The organism is Mycobacterium sp. OAE908 (assembly GCF_017872775.1).
GTDB lineage: Bacteria > Actinomycetota > Actinomycetes > Mycobacteriales > Mycobacteriaceae > Mycobacterium.
In genome coordinates, this window is record NZ_JAGGJL010000001.1 from 1,737,838 (window position 1) to 1,756,940 (window position 19,103).

Here is a 19,103-nt window from a genome sequence, read left to right on the forward strand (position 1 = left end):
AAGGTCTAGTGACATGGACACCACCACCGACAGACGCCTGGCCCGCCATGTCGTCGTGACGGTCATCCTCGCCGTTGCGGCAGCGGTGGCTGCCTGGGATGTCCTGTTCACCGGACCCGATATGGGGGTTAACCGGTATGTGCCAGGTCGGGTTTTCATTACCGACGTTAGGGGGCCAGCCATGCAGACACCGCCCAAGCCCACAACGAGAGTTGTGAGCATACAAGAAGATCCGTTGCCAATAGGAGTAACGCATGCTCAGTACCGCCGCAGTACCCGAGTCCCACGATGACGAGTTGGCCGCGCGGTTCGAGCGTGATGCCGTCCCGTTGATCGCCGCGTTCTACCCGCAGGCGATGAAGCTGACCCGCAATCGCACCGAGGCAGAAGATCTGCTGCAGGAGACCGCGGCCAAGGCGTTCGCCGGGTTCCGTGGTTTTCGCGATGGCACCAACCTCGGCGGCTGGCTGTATCGCATCCTGCTCAACACGCACATCAGCGGCTACCGCAAGCAACAACGCCGGCCCGTGCAGTGGCTGACCGACGAGATCACCGACGGACAACTGCTCGCAGAGGCGCGTCACTCGTCGATCGGACTGCGCTCGGCAGAAGACCAGGTGTTGGACATGCTCGGCGACACAGATGTCAGAGCGGCGATGCGTCAACTGCCCGAAAAGCTGCGTACCGCAGTCTATTACGCCGATATCGAGGGCCGCCGATTCAAGGAGATCGCCGCGATCACCGACGTCCCGATCGGGACGGTGATGTCGCGGCTGCATCGCGGACGACACCGGCTGCGCGCACTGCTGGCCGAGGTGGCCAGGGACCGCGGCTACGGACTCACCGAAGTCGCCTGATCACCGCGGCGGGTCGCCGCGCCAAGCGAAGCTGTTGACGTACTTGCCCATGTCCAAAGCGATTTGGAGATTGGCGCCGGACGGTTTGCCGCTGCCGAAGCTCGGGCCGAACTGCCGAAACGGGCCAATCGCAGCGGCGACCAGAGCCAGGTCGTTCTTGACCGCAACCATGACCAACACGCGCATCTTCATGTAGCTGCTGTTGGCGCCCTGCGGCCAACAGTCGGCGGCCTCGCCGTAGCCGGGCTGATACCCCACCATCGCGTTGGGAATCTTGTAGGCGGTGCGCGCGTCCGGAAACGTCTTGCGGATCAAGCTCTTCGCTATCTGCTCCGGTGACCGGTTCGCCGCCGGCTCGCTGAACAACTGCAACGTGCCGCCGTCGCCTGCCTGCAGATCCGCGGTGACGCCGTTGGGTTTGGTGGTGATTTTGTACGCCGTCCCCTCGGCGGGATACGACACCGAGAACGCGCCGTCTGCCGCCGTGAACCGGGGGTTGGTGTTGACCGGTGTCCCCGTCGGCGGATGCCCGCAGCTGGGCGGACACATATATCGGGCGGGCGGCTTGCTTCTCAACATCGTCACACCGACCAGCGCGACGGCCACCACCGCGATCGCGGTGAACCAGATCAGCAGCACCCTGACACGCGAATGGCGCACCGGCGGGGCGGCATAGGACCCGGCGGGCACCGCATAGCCCGGAAAGAAGGTCGGCGAGCTCATGATCCGTCCGTCTCCTGCTCGCTGCGCACGGGTCGGACATCACGACGTGCCGTGCGCGACGATCGCGACGACGCCCGCGTCGCGACACCGCACGCTGGGCAGAACGCCATATCGGGTACGACGTGTCCGCAGTGCGGGCACAGCAGCGGCTCGTCGGATTGGATCTCGTCGTGCGCCTCGTGCAGCAGCGAAAGGTGCAGTCCGATACGCAACAGCAACAGCGCGAGCCCGGCAACCGCCAGATACAACACGAGCATCAGCACCTGCGGGAAATGGGAAACGTCGATCAGGCCGAGCGCCAGATACACGGCGAGCACCGCCACCGCGAACGACACCAGCAGCGCACGCACCACACCGGGACGCTGCTTCTCCTTGCTCGGCGGGCGCCTGAACCACAGTGCGGCACCGATCAATCCGCCCGCCGCTGCCGCGGTGAGCGGCACCGCCACGCCCCTGATTCCCGCCTCGACGAGCAGGCTGTCGAGCGGGCGCTTGCTCACCACGCCGCTGCCGAACTGGGGGGCAAGTCGCGTCAACGTCGCGGCCGCGGTGAACGAGAGCGCGCCGAGCGCGCCAACCATGAAGCCCTCCAGCGCTTCCCGCGTTGGCGGCCGCAGCAGCCGCACGATCACCGCCGGCATCAGCATCAGGATCACGCCACCAAGGGGGATACCGATCCCCATGCTCAACATGCGCGAGCCAACGACGCCCGCTCCCAACGCAATTCCGTACGAGCGGGCCACCATCGCGCCCGTCAGCAGCACCCACCCGACCCCCAACCCGACACCGAGCGCGGCGGTCAGCGCCCACGTGCGGGCCGGCACGTCCTCGAACCCGTCCGACTCGCGCACGTACAGCGCGAACAGGAACGGGAAACCGAGCGCGGAAACCGCAACCAGTGCACCGGGCATCCGCAGCACCGCGAACACCACCAGTGCCACCAAAACCAGAGCCAGCCCGACCCGGAACACGGTGCGCGACCGCGCAGGCAGATGGGGGAACAGGGAACTCGCCAGCGACGGCTGAAGCAGATGCTCACCCGGTGCGGCACCAAAGTCGCGGATTCGCAACCAGTCCGGACCTTCTCCCGGCCGCGGCGTGAGGTGGCAACCGCACAGGCCGCAGTACTCGCCGGCAGGCACATCGACCTTGCATATCCGGCACTCCGTCTGCGGGACGGCGTCTTCGTTCGGTCCAGTACTCATCACGTCGCCTTCTGCACGATCAGCAGGTTGCGCACCAGGTTGTCGATGTCGGGTGTGCCGAGCCCGGTCACCAGGTCGTAGCCAGGGGTGGCGTCGTCAACGGCGTTGCCGCCCAACACCACATCGCGGAACCCCGGGAGCGGCGCGCCTGCCGCGATTCGGTACAGCAGCGGGTTGAGGTCGCCGACCTCTCGTCCGCCGTTGGCGAGCAGGTACTGGTTCATCACCGCGGCGAGGCCCGCCCAGATCGGTGCCGACTGCGATGTCCCGCCGCCTACGAGGTCCTGCTGGTCGAACACGATCCGCACGCCGGTGAACGGGTCGGCGACCGCAGCGACATCGGGAGTCAGCCTGCGCGTCCGATCGCGTTCGGCCAACACCCCGCGCTGCCAGTCGGGTCGGTCGAACAACGACGACACCCCACCGCCGGTGCCTTGCGACAGCGGTACGTCGAACCACGCCTGCTCGGCCTGCCACACGCCGTTGGCGTCGGTGGACAGCGTGGTGCCGCCGACGTCGACCATCTCCGGCAGCGAGGCCACCGAATCCAATCCGACGTCGCTCGCCCCAGGCGGCGACGACCAATCTTCACCGCCCTTGCACTCCAGGCCGGCAAGGTCTCCGCTGGCGTTGAACGCAGTCGTGCCATGCGCGTGCGCAGTCTTCATCGCCGACCGCACCGGCGCGAGATCGGCGGCGGTGATCAGCTTGTCGCAGCCCCATCCGATCGAAAAGCTCCACACCGCACCGGGGAACTCCCGGTCGGCGTCCTGCAGCATCTGCCCGATCTTCTCGTAACCGCCAGCACCTTCCACAGTGGAGCGGGCGTTCCACACCACCTTGCGCGCATCGGGCGCGACGGCGTGGGCGACCTCGAGGTCCATCGTCGTCTCACCGCGCGCCTCACCCGGTTGGCCGCCGACCACCGTCGGGGTGAACTTCGGCAACTTGTACGTGGTGGCGAACGTGTCGAGGTCGGCCTGCTCGAACCCGTCGAACGCGAAGAAGACGATGGTCTGGCCTTTACCGGTGAAGCCGTCGGTCGCCAGCTTCTGGGCGTTGTAGGTGGTCAGCAATCCCGCTGGGGTGAGCCCTCGGTCCGGCACATCCAACGGCAGGATCGACGGCCGCGACGTGTGGTGCGGCGTATAGCCGAGGATCCTGCCGAACTCAGCGACTTCGTCGCGCAGCGGATCGGGGATCGACGGTTGCTGCGGCGACGCATAGAACACCTGGCCGCGCTGGCCGCGGTAGTCGTGCACCTCGACGTCGAATGCCTTCGCCACGTCCTCGGCGTTGCCCTCGACGACCGCCCACTCCTCGCCCGGTCGCCATCGCACGTCGAGCCCGTTGTCACCGGCCCAGCCGTACAGCGCGTCCGGTCGGGTCGAACCGCGCAGGGCGGCGGTCAACTGCGTGTCCGCGCGGTGCGACGGACCGAGATCGGTGGAGCTGGCCAACAGATACGCGTAGGGCCCGCTGATCAGACCCGCGGTGCCGGACACCGTCGGGCGCAGGTCGGAGGCGAGCACGAACACGCCGACAGCGACCAGCGCCAACGTTGTGAAATGCCGGGCGACCACGTAAGCCAGCGTACGTCCGAGCTGGCCAGGGGCGGTTCTAGTTATCGCCGGGGATGGCCGTCGGCGCCGGCGGCGCCTTCACCGGCGGCGTGAACAGGTTGCCGCCGGTCGGGTTGATCGACTTCTCCGTCGGCGCGACGGTCGGCGGGGCGGTGGTCGCCGACGTGGTCGTGGTGGTCGTAGTCGTCGACGTCTCGGGAGCCTTCTGCTCTTCCTTGCCGCACGAGGCGGTCAAGCCCACCACCGTGACAACCGCGGCACCTCCGACAAGCGCCGCGACACGGCGAGCGATCCGACCCATGAGTTAAGTCCTTCCCGACCTTTACCAGCGGCTTTGAAGATCAAGCCGGCGAAACCGAACTCTAATCCAATGTTTTGACAGTCGCACAGTGATTACGCAGTCAGCGCCAAGCCCGCGAGGGTTGAACCGCACGTCCACGGGCTATTCCGTCCCGGTGTACCAACAGGTTCTCGATCCGGTAGCGCATTCACTGGCGTGGAGCTCGCTGGTCGCAGCCCTACCTCTGCTGCTGCTGTTCGTCATGCTTGGCGCGCTGCGGGTCACCGCATGGGTGGCTTCGTTGGTATCCCTGGTGCTGGCGATCGTGCTCGCGGTCCTCGTGTACGGGATGCCGGTCGGCCAGACCCTGCTGGCCGGGACCGAAGGCGCCGCTTTCGGGTTCTTCCCGATCCTCTGGATCGTGATCAACGCGATCTGGGTCTACCAAATGACCGTGGAGACAGGGCATTTCGACGTCCTAAGGCGGTCGTTCGCCCGGGTCAGCGACGACCAGCGAGTGCAGGCGGTCATCATCGCGTTCTCGTTCGGCGCGCTTCTCGAGGCGCTGGCCGGGTTCGGCACCCCGGTAGCGGTGACGTCGGTGATGCTGATGGCGCTCGGATTCCGGCCGCTCAAGGCGGCGGCACTCGCACTGACCGCAAACACCGCACCCGTCGCATTCGGCGCGATGGCCACCCCGATCCTGACGCTCGGCAAGGTGACCGACCTGCCCAGCGACACGCTCGGTGCGATGGTCGGCAGACAGACGCCGATCCTCGCGTTGTTCGTGCCGCTCGCCCTGGTCGCAATCGTCGACGGGTGGCGGGGCCTGCGCGAGACCTGGCCGGTCGCACTGGTCTGCGGCATCGTGTTCGCGCTCGGGCAGTATGCGACGTCGAATTTCATCTCGGTGCCGCTGGCCGACGTGGTCGCATCGCTGCTGTCGGCGGCCGCGGTGGTCGCGATGGTGCGGGTCTGGCGGCCGCGCGTCGAGCACTCCCCCGCAGTCGTCGCCGGTGGCGCCGCCGATGAGCCGACGCCCGAATTCGCGCAGCGGGTCGCGAATCCCGACAGCCGCGCCGAGGTCGCCAAGGCGTATGCGCCCTACGCGATCATCATCGCGGTCTTTGTCATCTGTCAGATCGGCGCGGTCAAGAAGCTGCTCGACAAGGCCACCATCAAGTTCGGATGGCCCGGCCTGCACGTCGTCAGTCCAAAGGGAAAGCCGGTGTCGCTCACCGAATTCACCCTCAACCTGCTGACCACCCCCGGCACCCAGATGCTCATCGCGGGCCTGCTGACGATGATCGTGCTGAAGCTGTCGGTGCCGCGCGCGATCAAGGCGTACGGCGCGACGCTGGTGCAGCTGCGCTTCGCGATCGCGACCGTGATGATGGTGCTGGCACTGGCGTTCGTGATGAACCTGTCGGGGCAGACCATCACACTCGGCACCTGGATGGCGGGCGCGGGCGGCGCGTTCGCGTTGCTGTCCCCGGTGCTCGGCTGGCTCGGCGTCGCGGTGACCGGCTCGGATACGTCGTCGAACTCGCTGTTCGGCGCCCTTCAGGTGACCGCAGCCAACCAGGCCGGCCTGTCCGATGTGCTGATGGCCGCCACCAACAGCTCGGGCGGCGTACTCGGCAAGATGATCTCACCGCAGAACCTGGCCATCGCCGCGGCCGCGGTCGGGATGAACGGCAAAGAAGGCGACATCTTCCGCCGCGTGGTGGTGTGGAGCCTCGTGTTCCTGGCGCTGCTGTGCGTCCTGTCGGCGCTGCAGGCCTCGGTGCTGTCGTGGATGGTGCCCTGACGAACCGGTTGGCGGCCAGGCTATTTGGACTGAACCGCGGTCAACGCCTCGTCGAGAGTCGGGTACAGCGCAAAGATCTGGTCGAGGCCGGTCAGCTGAATCGGGCGACTGGTCGCGGCGCTGTTCGCAACGACCGCGAACTGCGCGCTCTCGCTGACGTTGTTGTGCGTGGCGACCAGGGCCTGCAGGCCTGCTGAGGCGAGGAAGCCGACCTCTGACAGGTCGATTACCAGCCCCGTCGGCTTCGGTATCAGGGCTTCGTCGATAGCGGCTTCCAGTGCGGGGACCGTGGCCAGGTCGATATCTCCGTCGACCTTGAGCACGGCGATCCCATTCTGGTAGGCGAGCGCGGTGGCGATCGCTTCCTCGGCGGGCATGGGGAGAGCCTAGTAGGCAATCGCAGGCGGAGTTTGGCGACTTCGTCAGTTGGACTCCCTTCGCAAAGACTAGGGTCGGCTCAGGACTCGTGCATTCGACTGGGCGCGAGTGGAGTTGGGAGGCCGCCGAATGTCTGAATCGACGACAGATCTCGCCGCAGGCGCCACCATCCCGCCGGCCGAGCTCGTCGGCGAAGTTCTACTGCCCCAACTCGTCCAGCACCTTCGCCAAAACCGCACCGTCCTGCGTGAGGAGTGGGCGCGCCGCATCACCGAAGCCGAACTACTCACCGCGATGTCGCCGGAGGAGATCTTCTCCGAGGCCACCACGGTGTACGACAGCTACGTCGAGGTGCTCGAGACCGGCAGCGTCGAAGCGCTGCAGGACTACGCACGCGACCTGTCGGAACGCATCATCCCCCGTGGCGTCGAAACCGACGAGGTGGTCGGCATCGTGCTGCTGCTGCGAGACGTGCTGGCCCGCTCTCTGTTCGAGAAGTACCAGACCGACTTCAACCTGCTGAACCGGGTGCTCGACGCGTACGAGCCCGCCGCGAACCGCATCGCGAACACCGTGGCCGTCGGCTTCGTGCAGGAACGCGAACGCATCATCCGGCAACAGCAGGAAGCCATCCGCGAGCTGTCCACACCCGTGCTCCAGGTGCGCGAACAGCTGCTGATTCTGCCGATCATCGGCGTGCTCGACAGCCAGCGCGCCCGCCAGGTCACCGAGCAACTGCTCCGTGCCATCCGCGCCAACCGCGCCAAGGTGGTCGTCATCGACATCACCGGTGTGCCGACCATCGACTCCACCGTGGCCAACCACCTGGTGCAGACCGTCGACGCATCCGGTCTGATGGGCGCCAGCGTGATCATCACCGGCCTGTCGTCGGATATCGCACTGACCCTGGTGACCATCGGGCTCGATCTGTCCAAGATGAACGCCGTCGGCGACCTGCAGGGCGGTATCGAGGAGGCCGAGCGGCTCCTCGGTTACGAAGTGACCCGAACCGGCGAGCAGAACGGCTGACGGCGCTAGCGCGACATGCCAGTACCCATCCTGAAACAGGGCGCGATCCTCATCGCTTCGGTGCAGGCCGCGCTCACCGACTCCGATGCCGAACGGCTGCGCCACGATCTGATGGAGCGGGTCAGCCGGTACCGCGCACACGGCATCATCGTCGACGTCACCGCGATCGACGTAATGGACTCGTTCGCCGCCAGGTCGTTGCGCACGATCGCGCACATGACCCGGCTGCGGGGCGCCGACACCGTAATCGTGGGTCTGCAACCCGAAGTGGCGTTCGCGATGGTCCAACTGGGCCTTGTCTTCGACGACATGTACACCGCGCTGGATCTCGAGGAGGGACTCGCGTTTCTCACCCGGCAACTCGAAGCGCGCCAGCCGACGATCGGGCGCGACGGTGCCGATTGACGCCGAGATGACCCCGAGAGAAGAAGTGATCGACGTCAAGAATTCCGACGACATCGTCGCTGCCCGCCAGGCCGGGCATCAGCTCGCCCGGGATCTCGGTTTCTCGCTGACCGACGTCACGATGATCGCCACCGCGATCTCGGAGGTGGCGCGCAACATCACCAGTTACGCGGGCTCCGGCGCGATCCGGGTCGCGGTCGCCGAGCGGGACGGGCGCACGGCGTTGGTGGTGCGGGCCGAGGACGAGGGTCCCGGCATCGTCGACATCGAACGTGCCTTGGAGGATGGCTACTCGACGGGCCGGGGCCTTGGCCTCGGGTTACCCGGTGCTCGACGCTTGATGGATCGACTGATCGTCGAGTCGACGCCCGGGCAGGGCACGGTGGTCGAGATGTGGAAGTGGATACCGGCCAATGCGTAGAAAGGGCTCGATCGGACCGATTGAGTGGGCCGCGGCGCGTCGCCCGCTACCCGGCGAGGACGTGTGCGGCGACTATCCGATCGCCGTCGACCTCGGAGGCACCGCCGCGTTGTTCGGGGTCGCCGACGGGCTCGGTCACGGCACGGCCGCGGAGACCGCGGCACTACGCGCCGACGAGGTGGTCAACCGCAGCCGCAATGAACCGCTCGACGTACTGCTGCAGCGCTGTCACCGCGGACTCACCGACACACGCGGCGCGGCAATCACGTTGGCGCGCATCGACTTCGAGACCGACACGCTGAGCTGGATCGGCATCGGCAACGTGACGGCCGACCTGGTCTCCAAGAGTGCAGCCGGTATCCACATCCGGGCTTCAGCACTGCTGTCGGGCGGCATCGTCGGCTATCGCATCCCGCACGCACTGGCCACCCACCAGGTATCGATGACCCCCGGCGACCTGCTCGTGATCGCCACCGACGGCATTCTGGAAGACCACGTGAAGGGCATCGACTTCGCCGCGCCAGCGATGTCGATCGCCGAACACATCCTCGACGTTTACAGCCGCGAGTCCGACGACGCGTTAGTGCTCACGGCGCGGCATCGGGGCGTCTCGTCATGACTCCCGCGGCCGAGTTTCACGCCTCCTACGCCGCCGCGCTGAGTGCCTACCTCGCCGCACAGGGCGAAGACACCCTCGCAGTCGGCCATGAACTCGGACGCCGCGCACTGGCTGAACAGATCAGCATCCTGGACATCATCGAGAACCACGCACGCCTGGTGGCAGGGCAAGACTCGGCGGTCGCGCTGCAGTTTCTGCTACAGACGCTGGCGACACTGGACGTCGCTACGCGCGGGTTCATCGACGGCACAAAGAGATACGAGCAGCAGCGGGCCCGCGCCGACGATCTGGCCGACCGCGACGAGTTCCGCACGGCTCTGGTGAACTCGCTGCAGGAGGGCTTCTTCGTTTCCGACAGCAGCGGCGCGGTCATCGAGGTCAACGATGCGTTCGCCGACATCACCGGTTACGGACCCGAGGGTCTGCCGTACGCATGGCAACACCCGTGGATGGCCGACGACGCCGGCTCGGGTGATCGATTGTCAAGGCTGCTCGCCGAGGGCACTCTGGAGGCCGAGGCGCCGATCCGGCATCGCGACGGTCACACCGTATGGGTGGCGATGAGCGTCAACAAAGTCACCTCACCGGGCGCCGAGGACGCCGGGGGGACCTACGTCGGGACCATTCGCGACATCACCGCCCCGCGCGCCGCTGCCGAACGTGAGCGCGCCGTCGCTCATTTGGCGACCGCGGTCAGCGTCGCCAAGAGCATCGGCGAGGTGCTTTCGGCCACCCTCGACGAGTGCCGAACCAGGCTGGGCGTGCGGCAGGTGGCCGCGATCGCGTGGCCGCCCAGCGAACACGAAGAACCGACGGTGCACCTCGCAGGCACACCCGTGACAGTAACCTGGCATGACCTCGAACCCGAGCTGCGGCGGTCGCTCGACGACGCCAGGGCGTGGCTTCCGCTTTCGGTCGAAACCGTCGGCTGGGCAACGGAATTCGACTACGCACATGGCATCGTGGCCACTTTGACGCGTGACCTGACCCTGTGGCTCGAGTTCGACGCACCCCGCAGGGTCGGCGCGGAAGACCGCCAACTGGTCGCCGCGCTCGCCGGCCACCTCAGCCTTGCCATGCAGCATGTGCGCCAGTTCGAGCTCGCCCGTGACACGTCGTTGACCCTGCAGCGGGCGATGCTCGCGCCGACAGAACTGCCGCCTGGCTTCGCGGCGCGCTACGAGCCTGCGGTCTCACCGCTGGAAATCGGCGGAGACTGGTACGACGTGCTGCCGGTCGGCGACGACCGGATCGGCATCATCGTCGGCGACTGCGTCGGTCGCGGGCTGGCCGCGGCTGCGGTGATGGGTCAGCTGCGCAGCTCGGCCCGTGCGCTGTTGCTCACGGGTGAATCGCCGGCGACATTGCTCGAACACCTCGACTCAGTAGCGGCGTTCATTCCAGATGCGTTCTGCACCACCGTCTTCGTCGCAATCCTCGATGCACAATCCGAGACGCTGTCCTACAGCAGTGCCGGACACGTGCCCGCGGTACTGGCCGATGTCGAGGCTGAACCACAGCTGTTGATCGATGCGCGGTCGGTGCCGCTGGCCGTGCACAGGGACGAACCCCGCCCACAGGCCACCACGACACTGACCGGCGGTTCCACCCTGCTGCTCTACACCGACGGTCTTGTCGAGCGGCGTGGCGAACCGATCGACGCCGGCATCGCTCGGGTCGGCGACGTGCTGACGCGGACCACGGAGCTGCCGGTGGACACCGTGGCCGACACGATGCTCGAGCAATTGGCACCCGCCCTCGGCTACGACGACGATGTCGCGATCGTGCTGTACCGTCACCCGGGCCCCGCGCTCGTCATTGAAATCGACGCGATTCCAGCACGATTGACCGATGTCCGGCATCAGCTCACCGCGTGGCTGCACAGCGCCGGCGTATCCGAGATGCAGGCCGCGGACATCGTGTTGGTGGTCAACGAGGCGTGCAGCAACAGCGCCGAGCACGCTTACCGTGGTCAGGACCCCGGCCCGATGCGGGTGGAGGGGGCGGTCGATGACCAGCACATTCACATCCGGGTCGCCGACTCTGGTTCGTGGAAGACACCGCCCGCCGACCCCGGCACCAGGGGCAGGGGCCTGCTGCTGATGCGGACACTCAGCGACAAGGTCGACCTGGAAGGCACCGCGCACGGCACCACTGTCGGCATGCGGTTCGCGGTCGGATAGGCCCACACCGTGAAGGTTCACGTGATATGACAGCTACGGCAATTTGCGGCTGTCGGGCCTGCCGCTCGGCGTGCCGGAGGTACTGATGACCAAGATATCCGGGGCATCCAGTACCGACGCGCGTCAACCCGCGCCGATGCGGGTGCTGTTACCCGCGATCCCGGCGAGCCTGGCCGTCATCCGCGCCCACCTGCGCAAGTGGTTGCCGACCGCGGCGGTGAATGCCTCGGCCGCGGCCGAGGTGCTGCTCGCCGTCGGCGAAGCCGCGTCCAATGCAATCGAACACGCTGTGCGCGACGCCGCCCACAATGTCGTCGTGGAAGTCACGGCACGCGCCACTGATACGGGTCTGGCGTTGACCGTCAAGGACAACGGCCGCTGGCATGCGCCACAGTCGAGTCCGCGGGGTCGCGGCCACGGCAGCAGGTTGATGAGGGCCCTCGTCGACACAGTCACGATCACGCCAACCCCGCAGGGGACCACGGTGGAAATGCGCAAGGAGCTGTAGTTAATGAACAACCGTCAGTTCCAGATGTCCGCCGCGGACGCCGAGCAGCCGCCGGTGGTCACCGCGTCCGGAGACATCGACCTGGCCAACGTCAACGAGTTCTCCGAAGTCCTCGACCGCGCCGCCGCCGATAGCGACACGATCACGGTCGACCTCTCTGAGGTGACGTACTGCGACAGCGCTGCCGTACGAGCCTTGTTCGCTGTCGCCGCGACGACGAAGCTCGCGTTGATCGTGCCTGCGACGGGACCGATCATCACCCTGCTGAACATCTCCGGCCTCGACCGCGTAGCCACCGTCGCGACCCGCGACTGACCCCGCGATCGAACATGCCCCCGCCCCACTTTCAACCGCGCCAGCATCCGCAGTTGATGGCGCTGCTGCATCGCATCCTCGAGCGGATACAGTCCGACCACCTCGATGCGGTCGGATTGACGATCACGGTGCACGACAAGCGCCATGACGAGGCACCGTCCGTGCTCGCCGCAATCGGTGTCGGTGCCGAGTTCGTCGAAGCTCAGTTGGCAGGCATCGGCGGTCCGGTTCCCGATGCAATCGCCTATCAGGTGCCGGTGCTGAGTCCAGACCTGTGGACCGACGACCGCTGGCCCCAGCTGACCCTGGCGAGTATGAATGACCTTGCGCCGCAATATGAGTCGACGTGGGAACAGGTACACGGCGTCGCCGCCGTTCCCGGCGTGTGGGCCGACGATGCGACGGTCGTCATCTGCTGCACGCTGTCCCAACCTGCCGGCGCCGCGACGGTGGCCAGCCTGATCAACTACGAACAGCTGATCTCAGCAGCCTTGATCACCACCGCGGCCGAGAACGCGTCCGCGATCGCCGACATCATCACGGTGCTGCAGTCACGCGGCGCTATCGAGCAGGCCAAGGGTGCGCTGATGGGCCTGGTGCGTTGCGACGCCGACCACGCGTGGCGGATCCTGCGCCGCGCCAGCCAGGAGTTCAACGTGAAGCTGCGGGAACTGGCAGTCGCGCTCCTCGAGCACATCAGCGGCGCGCCCGCCGAACAGCCAGACACCGGAGCGCCGATCACGCCCGACGAACGCACCCGGCAAGCGGCCCGGCTGATGTGGGCCGCACTCTCGGACCCGCCACTACCGCAATAGGTGTGCGCCCGCACCCGCGTTGGTGCGGACGATCGTCGGCGCGTTGTAGCCGGCGTCGGCGACCGCTGTGCGGACCGCGTCGGCGATGTGGTCGGACTTCGCGGCAGGCGCCAGCGCGATCACACATCCGCCGAAGCCGCCGCCGGTCATCCTGGCGCCCAACGCACCTGCCGCCACCGCGGTATCGGCGATCAGGTCGATGTGCTCGGTGGTGATCTCGAAGTCGTCGCGCATCGATGCCTGGGATGCGTTGAACAGATGGCCGATCGTCGTGAAGTCGGAATACTGAAGCGCCGCAACGACATCGAGCACGCGCTGATTGTCGGTCAGGATGTGGCGGGCCCGCCGGGCATCGACGGGATCGGCCACCCCGGCCAGCACGGCAACGCCGCGGTCCTGGACCTCGCGCAGCGACGCCACGCCGAGGTCGGCGGCCGCCCGTTCACACGACGCCCTGCGCGATGCGTACTCCCCACCGGCATGTTGGTGTGGTGCCCGCGAATTGATCAGCAGGAGGGCGACATCGGCGGCGTCGGGATCGAACGCCACCGGTTCGACGGTCGGCTTACGAAAGTCGATCATCAACGCTTTGCGCGATTCACCACACAGCGAGGCCAGTTGATCCAACATTCCGGTCGGCGCACCGACGTATTCGTTCTCGGCCCGCTGCGCCAGGCGGGCCAGTTCGACGCGATCGAGGTGAATGTCGGCGCCCGTCGTCAACGCGCCGATGACCGCGCACTCCAGTGCCGCCGAAGACGAGACACCAGAGCCCATTTCGACATCGCTGACGATCGACATCGTCCCGCCGCGGATTCGGTGGCCTGCCGCGTGCAGCGCCCACATCACCCCGGCCACATAGCCCGCCCAGCCGTCCACGTCGCCGGGTGCGGTGTCGAGCGGGATCGACACGTCGCCGTCTTCCTGGTCGCTGCGCACCGCGAGTTGCCCGCCGTCATCTGGCGCATAGGTGACCACCGTGCGTTCGGGTAGCGCGATCGGCAGCGCGAAGCCCAAGTTGTAATCGGTGTGTTCGCCGATCAGGTTGATCCGACCGGGCGCCGCGTATCGAATCATGCCAACTCCCGCAGTCGCTCGGCCACACTCTCCGGAGTCACATCGCTGATGAATGCGTTCATCGCGGACTCCGAGCCGGCCAGAAACTTGAGCTTGGTCGCGCTGCGCCGCACCGACATCAGCTCGACGTGAAAGTAGCCCTGCCGCTGTTCGTCGGAGTTGGCGTATTGGTGGAGTGCCGAAATATAGGGCAGCGCAGTGGGATACATGCGATCGAACCGCTTCAGGACGTCGAGGTAGATCTGCGCGAAGCCGTCGAGCTCTGCGTCGGTCAGGTCAACGAGGTTGTGTACGAATCGGTTCGGATAGATGTGGACTTCCACGGGCCACCGCGCCGCGAACGGCACGAACGCGGTGAACAGCTCGGTGCTCGCGACGATGCGGCTGCCCTCGCCAACTTCGCGGGCGAGGATGTCGGTGAACAGGTTGCCACCGGTGCGGTCGGCATAAGCGCGGGCCTCGCGCAGCATCTCGGCCGCCCGCGGCGGCAGATACGGGTAGCCGTAGATCTGACCGTGCGGGTGGGTCAGCGTCACGCCGATCTCCTCGCCGCGGTTCTCGAAGCAGAACACGTTCGCAATGCCGGGGCGAGCCATCAGGTCCGCGGTGCGATGCCGCCACGCGTCGACGACGAGGCGCGCGTGCGCCTGCGCGAGTTGGCTGAACGAGCCGGTGTGATCGCTGGAGAAGCAGATGACCTCGCATCGGCCGTGGCCAGGGGCGGACTGGAAAAGATCCCCGTTGGGGTACGGAAGCTTGAACGCGGCACCGCCCGCCCCGGACAAGCTGGGGAAGCGGTTCTCGAACACCGCGACGTCGTAGTCGGGTGCCGGGATCTCACTGGTCAGCCCGGTAGGACCGGGGCACAGCGGGCACTCGTCGGCAGGCGGCTTGTAGGTCCGATCCTGGCGCAGCGCCGCGATGATCACCCACTGCCCGGTCTGGCGGTCGAACCGCAACTGCGACCGTTGATCACCGCGCTCGGGCAGCGGGCGCCTGTCGGGCACCGGCGCCGGGGTGTGCCCGGCCAACGGGAACATCAACAGCTCACGACCGTCGGCAAGCGGCCATCTCGTCGGGTCGGTCACGGGTGCACCGTGGCGATGGTCAGGCGCCCGACATGTTCCTCGACGATGCCGCGGTCGACGATGTCAAGGCCGTCGTCGACGATCAGGTTGTCGACCCGACGCATGCGTGCGAACACGTTTGTCCCCACTTCTCGGTACTTGGTGTGATCGGCCAGCACCGTCAACTGGGCGCCGATGCCGATCATCGTCCGATTGGTCTGTGCCTCAGCGATATTCGGTGTCGTCAAGCCCGCCTCCGGGTCGAAGCCATGTACGCCGAGATATGTGCCGTCCACCCGGAAGGACCCGATCGTCGCCTCGGCCACGGGTCCGACGAGCGCATCCGACGGCGTGCGGACTCCGCCTGACAGATACACCTGCGGAGCGTCGGTCGCGTCGGGATCGGTCAGCACCTCGAACACGCGCAGCGAGTTCGTCACCACGGTGATCGACGACCGGTGCCGCAGCCGGCGCGCCAACTCTGTGGTCGTGGTGCCTGCACTGATCGCGATCGTCATGCCGTCTTCGACGGTCTCGGCTGCCACCGCGGCGATCGCCGCCTTCTCGGCGCGCTGCTGGCCCGCCTTGACCGACGACCACGGTTCTTCTCCGCGGTTGTGCCGGGTCACCGCGCCGCCGTGCACTTTGCGAAGCAGATTCTGCGCATCCAGCGCGTCGAGGTCGCGGCGCACGGTCATCTCGGACACGTCGAGTTCGGCGGCCAGGTCGGCGACCCGGACCGCTCCGTCGGCGTTCAACGCCCGCAAGATCGCATATCGGCGTTCGGCGGCGAGCATGGGAACGCACAATATCAAACAAAATTTCCTGATTTGGCCCAGTTTGCTGGGGTCGCCCTGTTAGTTTCTGGTTGTTTGTGACCGATCATGTGCTGGATTCGACTTACTCCAACCAAGGAGTTGATGACTACGAGATGACCGAAAACGTGCTGCGCCTCAACCTCGGCTGGCTCGATTACGTGCTCGTCGCGATCTACTTCGTCTTCGTCCTGGGCATCGGCTTCATCGCCAGAAGCCAGATCTCGACAAGCCTGGACTTCTTCCTGTCCGGCCGCCGGTTGCCCGCCTGGGTGACCGGTCTGGCATTCATCTCGGCGAACCTCGGCGCCGTCGAGATCATGGGCATGTCCGCCAACGGCGCCCAGGTCGGGCTGTCGACCATGCACTACTACTGGATCGGCGCGATCCCGGCCATGCTGTTCCTCGGCGTGGTGATGATGCCGTTCTACTACGGCTCCAAGGTGCGAAGCGTGCCCGAGTTCATGCGGCGGCGCTTCGGGCCCGGCGCCCACCTGGTCAACGCGATCAGCTTCGCCACCGCGCAGGTGCTGATCGCGGGGGTCAACCTGTTCCTTCTCGCGACGGTCATCAACGCGCTGCTCGGCTGGCCGCGGTGGCTGTCGCTGATCGTCGCAGCGCTGGTTGTTCTCAGCTACATCACGCTGGGTGGCCTTTCGGCCGCGATCTACAACGAGGTGCTGCAGTTCTTCGTCATCGTGGCGGCGCTGGTGCCCCTGACGATATTCGGGCTGACGAAGGTCGGCGGCTGGAATGGCTTGAAGGACAAGGTCATTGACACCGTCTCCTCCGGCAAGGTGACAGCGACGACACACGAGCAGCTCACCACCTGGCCAGGTACGGCGTTGTCCGGGTTCTCCAGCCCGGTGTGGTCGGTGATCGGGATCGTGTTCGGTCTGGGGTTCGTGCTGTCCTTCGGATACTGGACCACGAACTTCGTCGAGGTGCAGCGCGCGATGGCTTCGGATTCGATCTCCGCGGCGCGGCGTGCGCCGATCATCGGTTCTTTCCCGAAGATGTTCATCCCGTTCGTGATCATCGTGCCCGGCATGATCGCCGCCGCGTCGATCGGCGACATGATCCGGCTGAAAACGACCGGCAAAGGCGACATCACATACAACGACGCGATGCTGCTGATGATCCGCGACATCCTGCCCAACGGCCTGCTCGGCGTCGCCATCGCGGGCCTGCTGGCCTCGTTCATGGCGGGCATGGCGGCCAACATCTCTGCCTTCAACACCGTGTTCAGCTATGACATCTGGCAGGACTACGTCGTCAAGGACCGGCCGGACAGCTATTACATCGCTGTCGGCCGAATCGCCACCATTGCCGCCACCATCCTCGCGATCTTCACCGCGCTGATCGCGGCGGGTTACTCCAACCTGATGGACTACCTGCAGACGCTGTTCGGCTTCTTCAACGCACCGTTGTTCGCGACCTTCATCCTCGGCATGTTCTGGAAGCGGATGACGTCGACCGCAGGCTGGGCGGGCCTGGTCAGCGGAACCCTTTCTGCCATCTTCGTTTTCATTCTGTCCAAGGTCGGTGTGCTCAGCCTTCCCGGCCAGGGCGTGCCGTTCGTCGCCGCATCGGTGGCGTTCGTCGTCGACATCGCCGTCAGCGTGGCCGTCACCATGGTGACCACGCCGAAGCCCGTCAGCGAATTGGTCGGACTGGTGTACTCCGAGACGTCGAAGGACGTCTTCTCCGACCCCGAGAGTGCCGGAAAGGCGTGGTACTACAAGCCTGTTCCGCTCGCCGCGGTTTCACTCGCACTGGTCATCGTGCTCAACATCGTTTTCCACTAGCCGGTTTTCACTGAGAAGGACTTGAAGATGCGACACCTTTTCGACGTCCGCAACATCATCGGCGCGCTGCTCGGGATCTACGGCATCGTGCTGACTATCGCCGGCTTCGTCCCGGCCCTGCTCGGCAACCACCACAGCGCCGCCACCGACAACCCCGTCGACCTGTATGTGGGCACCGATGCCAACTGGTGGGTGGGCCTGGTGCTCATCGCCGTTTCGATCGTGTTCATCGGCTGGGCGTTACTGCGGCCGGTGAAGGTGCCTGAAACACCCGAAACAGCCTCAGCGACAGAGGAATCCGAGCCGCACTAGGCCGAGCGGCGCGCCATCGCCGCCTCGAGTTGCTCCTCGTAGGCACCCTCGTCGCGACCAAGCGCGATGGTGGCCGAAACCATCGCGATCGTGCTGATCGTGATCAGCACGGCGTCGAGGTGGCTGACGTCCAAGTTCTCGCCGAGCACGATCGCGCCGAGCAAGACGGCGATCAGCGGTTCGAGCACCAGCATCGTCGGCACCGACGTCTGCAGCGACCCGGCGTGAAAAGCCGACTGCTGCAGGAAGGTTGCGAAAACCGCAATCAGCGCAAGCAGATACGGCACCGGCGTGCTCAGCAGTGCGCGCACGCCTTCGTGAATCAGCACGTGCATCAACAGCTTGGTCAGCACCGCGACGACACCGAACAGCACACCGACTGCGAGTGCGAGTAACACCGCGCGCTTCCAGCCCATCGTGCGAGTCGCGACCACCACGCATGCGCACACCGCGGCCGTACAGATCACCGCCACGAGCGCGGTCAACGGCAGCGACGCCTCGTAGTCACCGGGGCGGGTCTTCGCGAGCACGACGAACACAGCAAGCGCAACCGTCAGCACCACAGCCCACAGCCATTCGCCGCGGGTGACGCGCCGGTGGGCCAGCCTGGCGCTCAACGGCAGCGCGAAAAGCAGCGCCGACACCAGAATTGGCTGCACCAACAGCAGCGAGCCCTTCGCCAGCGCAAGCGCCTGGAAGACATACCCCGCGACCGCCGCCGCGGTGCCTGCCCACCACAGCGGACGGCGCAGCAGGGTGAGGAACATGACCGAACTGACGCCGTGCTCTTGTGGGACGTCCATCGTGGCGCGCTGGCGCACCACGATTCCGATCGCAAGAAACACCGCGGCGAGCACGGCGAGCAACACCGTCAGACCATGGCCTACCAAAGC

At 66.3% G+C, this 19,103-nt stretch carries 21 protein-coding genes; 12 read left to right on the plus strand and 9 right to left on the minus strand.

Annotated features, from left to right (window positions below):
• The first annotated feature begins 254 nt into the window (after positions 1-254).
• Entirely contained in the window at positions 255-857 is a 603-nt protein-coding gene (locus J3E61_RS08540) for a sigma-70 family RNA polymerase sigma factor (protein WP_192724789.1), read from the plus strand.
• Here J3E61_RS08540 and J3E61_RS08545 read toward each other — a convergent pair whose 3' ends face one another.
• The 4 genes from J3E61_RS08545 to J3E61_RS08560 are packed head-to-tail and all read right to left on the minus strand — an operon-like array spanning position 858 to position 4,669.
• Positions 858-1,580: a hypothetical protein gene (locus J3E61_RS08545; protein ID WP_192724790.1), complete on the minus strand. Its 723-nt coding sequence runs from the start codon at positions 1,578-1,580 to the stop codon at positions 858-860.
• Positions 1,577-2,785 (minus strand): zinc ribbon domain-containing protein, encoded by a 1,209-nt coding sequence (locus J3E61_RS08550; protein ID WP_192724791.1) that lies wholly within the window; start codon positions 2,783-2,785, stop codon positions 1,577-1,579. Before J3E61_RS08550 ends, J3E61_RS08545 begins: the two co-directional genes overlap by 4 nt.
• Positions 2,785-4,368, minus strand: coding sequence for a peptidase S53 (locus J3E61_RS08555; RefSeq protein ID WP_210083260.1), 1,584 nt, complete (start codon positions 4,366-4,368; stop codon positions 2,785-2,787). Before J3E61_RS08555 ends, J3E61_RS08550 begins: the two co-directional genes overlap by 1 nt.
• Positions 4,369-4,405: 37 nt before the next feature.
• Complete coding sequence (locus tag J3E61_RS08560) at positions 4,406-4,669, minus strand: hypothetical protein (protein ID WP_210083261.1); 264 nt, start codon at positions 4,667-4,669, stop codon at positions 4,406-4,408.
• 154 nt (positions 4,670-4,823) lie between these two features.
• Between J3E61_RS08560 and J3E61_RS08565 the strand changes: the two genes are divergently transcribed.
• Positions 4,824-6,458: a lactate permease LctP family transporter gene (locus tag J3E61_RS08565; protein ID WP_192724794.1), complete on the plus strand. Its 1,635-nt coding sequence runs from the start codon at positions 4,824-4,826 to the stop codon at positions 6,456-6,458.
• A 20-nt stretch (positions 6,459-6,478) separates the two neighbouring features.
• Here the strand turns inward: J3E61_RS08565 and J3E61_RS08570 are convergent, their stop codons facing one another.
• Positions 6,479-6,835, minus strand: coding sequence for an anti-sigma factor antagonist (locus J3E61_RS08570; RefSeq protein ID WP_192724795.1), 357 nt, complete (start codon positions 6,833-6,835; stop codon positions 6,479-6,481).
• A gap of 130 nt (positions 6,836-6,965) precedes the next feature.
• On the opposite strand from J3E61_RS08570, the gene J3E61_RS08575 reads away from it, so the two are divergent.
• The 8 genes from J3E61_RS08575 to J3E61_RS08610 all read left to right on the plus strand — a co-directional run bounded on the left by J3E61_RS08575 (position 6,966) and on the right by J3E61_RS08610 (position 13,131).
• Positions 6,966-7,865, plus strand: coding sequence for an STAS domain-containing protein (locus J3E61_RS08575; protein ID WP_210083262.1), 900 nt, complete (start codon positions 6,966-6,968; stop codon positions 7,863-7,865).
• 15 nt (positions 7,866-7,880) lie between these two features.
• Entirely contained in the window at positions 7,881-8,270 is a 390-nt protein-coding gene (locus J3E61_RS08580) for an STAS domain-containing protein (protein ID WP_192724797.1), read from the plus strand.
• A 7-nt stretch (positions 8,271-8,277) separates the two neighbouring features.
• Positions 8,278-8,691 (plus strand): ATP-binding protein, encoded by a 414-nt coding sequence (locus J3E61_RS08585; protein WP_192725251.1) that lies wholly within the window; start codon positions 8,278-8,280, stop codon positions 8,689-8,691.
• Positions 8,684-9,310 carry a SpoIIE family protein phosphatase gene (locus J3E61_RS08590; protein ID WP_192724798.1) on the plus strand — a complete coding sequence of 209 codons (627 nt, stop codon included), beginning with the start codon at positions 8,684-8,686 and terminating at the stop codon, positions 9,308-9,310. The genes J3E61_RS08585 and J3E61_RS08590 overlap by 8 nt, the downstream gene beginning before the upstream one ends.
• Positions 9,307-11,493 carry a SpoIIE family protein phosphatase gene (locus tag J3E61_RS08595; RefSeq protein WP_210083263.1) on the plus strand — a complete coding sequence of 729 codons (2,187 nt, stop codon included), beginning with the start codon at positions 9,307-9,309 and terminating at the stop codon, positions 11,491-11,493. Before J3E61_RS08590 ends, J3E61_RS08595 begins: the two co-directional genes overlap by 4 nt.
• 85 nt (positions 11,494-11,578) lie before the next feature.
• A complete protein-coding gene (locus tag J3E61_RS08600; RefSeq protein ID WP_192724800.1) occupies positions 11,579-12,001 on the plus strand; it encodes an ATP-binding protein in 423 nt (140 codons plus the stop codon).
• A 3-nt stretch (positions 12,002-12,004) separates the two neighbouring features.
• Positions 12,005-12,316, plus strand: coding sequence for an STAS domain-containing protein (locus J3E61_RS08605; RefSeq protein ID WP_192724801.1), 312 nt, complete (start codon positions 12,005-12,007; stop codon positions 12,314-12,316).
• Between the two features lie 14 nt (positions 12,317-12,330).
• Positions 12,331-13,131 (plus strand): ANTAR domain-containing protein, encoded by an 801-nt coding sequence (locus tag J3E61_RS08610; RefSeq protein WP_210083264.1) that lies wholly within the window; start codon positions 12,331-12,333, stop codon positions 13,129-13,131.
• Here J3E61_RS08610 and J3E61_RS08615 read toward each other — a convergent pair.
• The 3 genes from J3E61_RS08615 to J3E61_RS08625 are packed head-to-tail and all read right to left on the minus strand — an operon-like array spanning position 13,120 to position 16,072.
• Positions 13,120-14,208 (minus strand): galactokinase, encoded by a 1,089-nt coding sequence (locus tag J3E61_RS08615; RefSeq protein ID WP_210083265.1) that lies wholly within the window; start codon positions 14,206-14,208, stop codon positions 13,120-13,122. The two genes, J3E61_RS08610 and J3E61_RS08615, sit on opposite strands and share 12 nt — an antisense overlap.
• Positions 14,205-15,296: a galactose-1-phosphate uridylyltransferase gene (gene galT / locus J3E61_RS08620; protein WP_210083266.1), complete on the minus strand. Its 1,092-nt coding sequence runs from the start codon at positions 15,294-15,296 to the stop codon at positions 14,205-14,207. Before galT ends, J3E61_RS08615 begins: the two co-directional genes overlap by 4 nt.
• Positions 15,293-16,072, minus strand: coding sequence for a DeoR family transcriptional regulator (locus J3E61_RS08625; RefSeq protein WP_192724805.1), 780 nt, complete (start codon positions 16,070-16,072; stop codon positions 15,293-15,295). Before J3E61_RS08625 ends, galT begins: the two co-directional genes overlap by 4 nt.
• 134 nt (positions 16,073-16,206) lie before the next feature.
• On the opposite strand from J3E61_RS08625, the gene J3E61_RS08630 reads away from it, so the two are divergent.
• A complete protein-coding gene (locus J3E61_RS08630) occupies positions 16,207-17,898 on the plus strand; it encodes a sodium/solute symporter (protein ID WP_192725252.1) in 1,692 nt (563 codons plus the stop codon).
• 27 nt (positions 17,899-17,925) lie between these two features.
• Entirely contained in the window at positions 17,926-18,210 is a 285-nt protein-coding gene (locus tag J3E61_RS08635) for a hypothetical protein (protein WP_210083267.1), read from the plus strand.
• Here J3E61_RS08635 and J3E61_RS08640 read toward each other — a convergent pair.
• Positions 18,207-19,100: a DMT family transporter gene (locus tag J3E61_RS08640; RefSeq protein ID WP_192725253.1), complete on the minus strand. Its 894-nt coding sequence runs from the start codon at positions 19,098-19,100 to the stop codon at positions 18,207-18,209. The genes J3E61_RS08635 and J3E61_RS08640 overlap by 4 nt on opposite strands.
• Positions 19,101-19,103 lie beyond the last annotated feature (3 nt).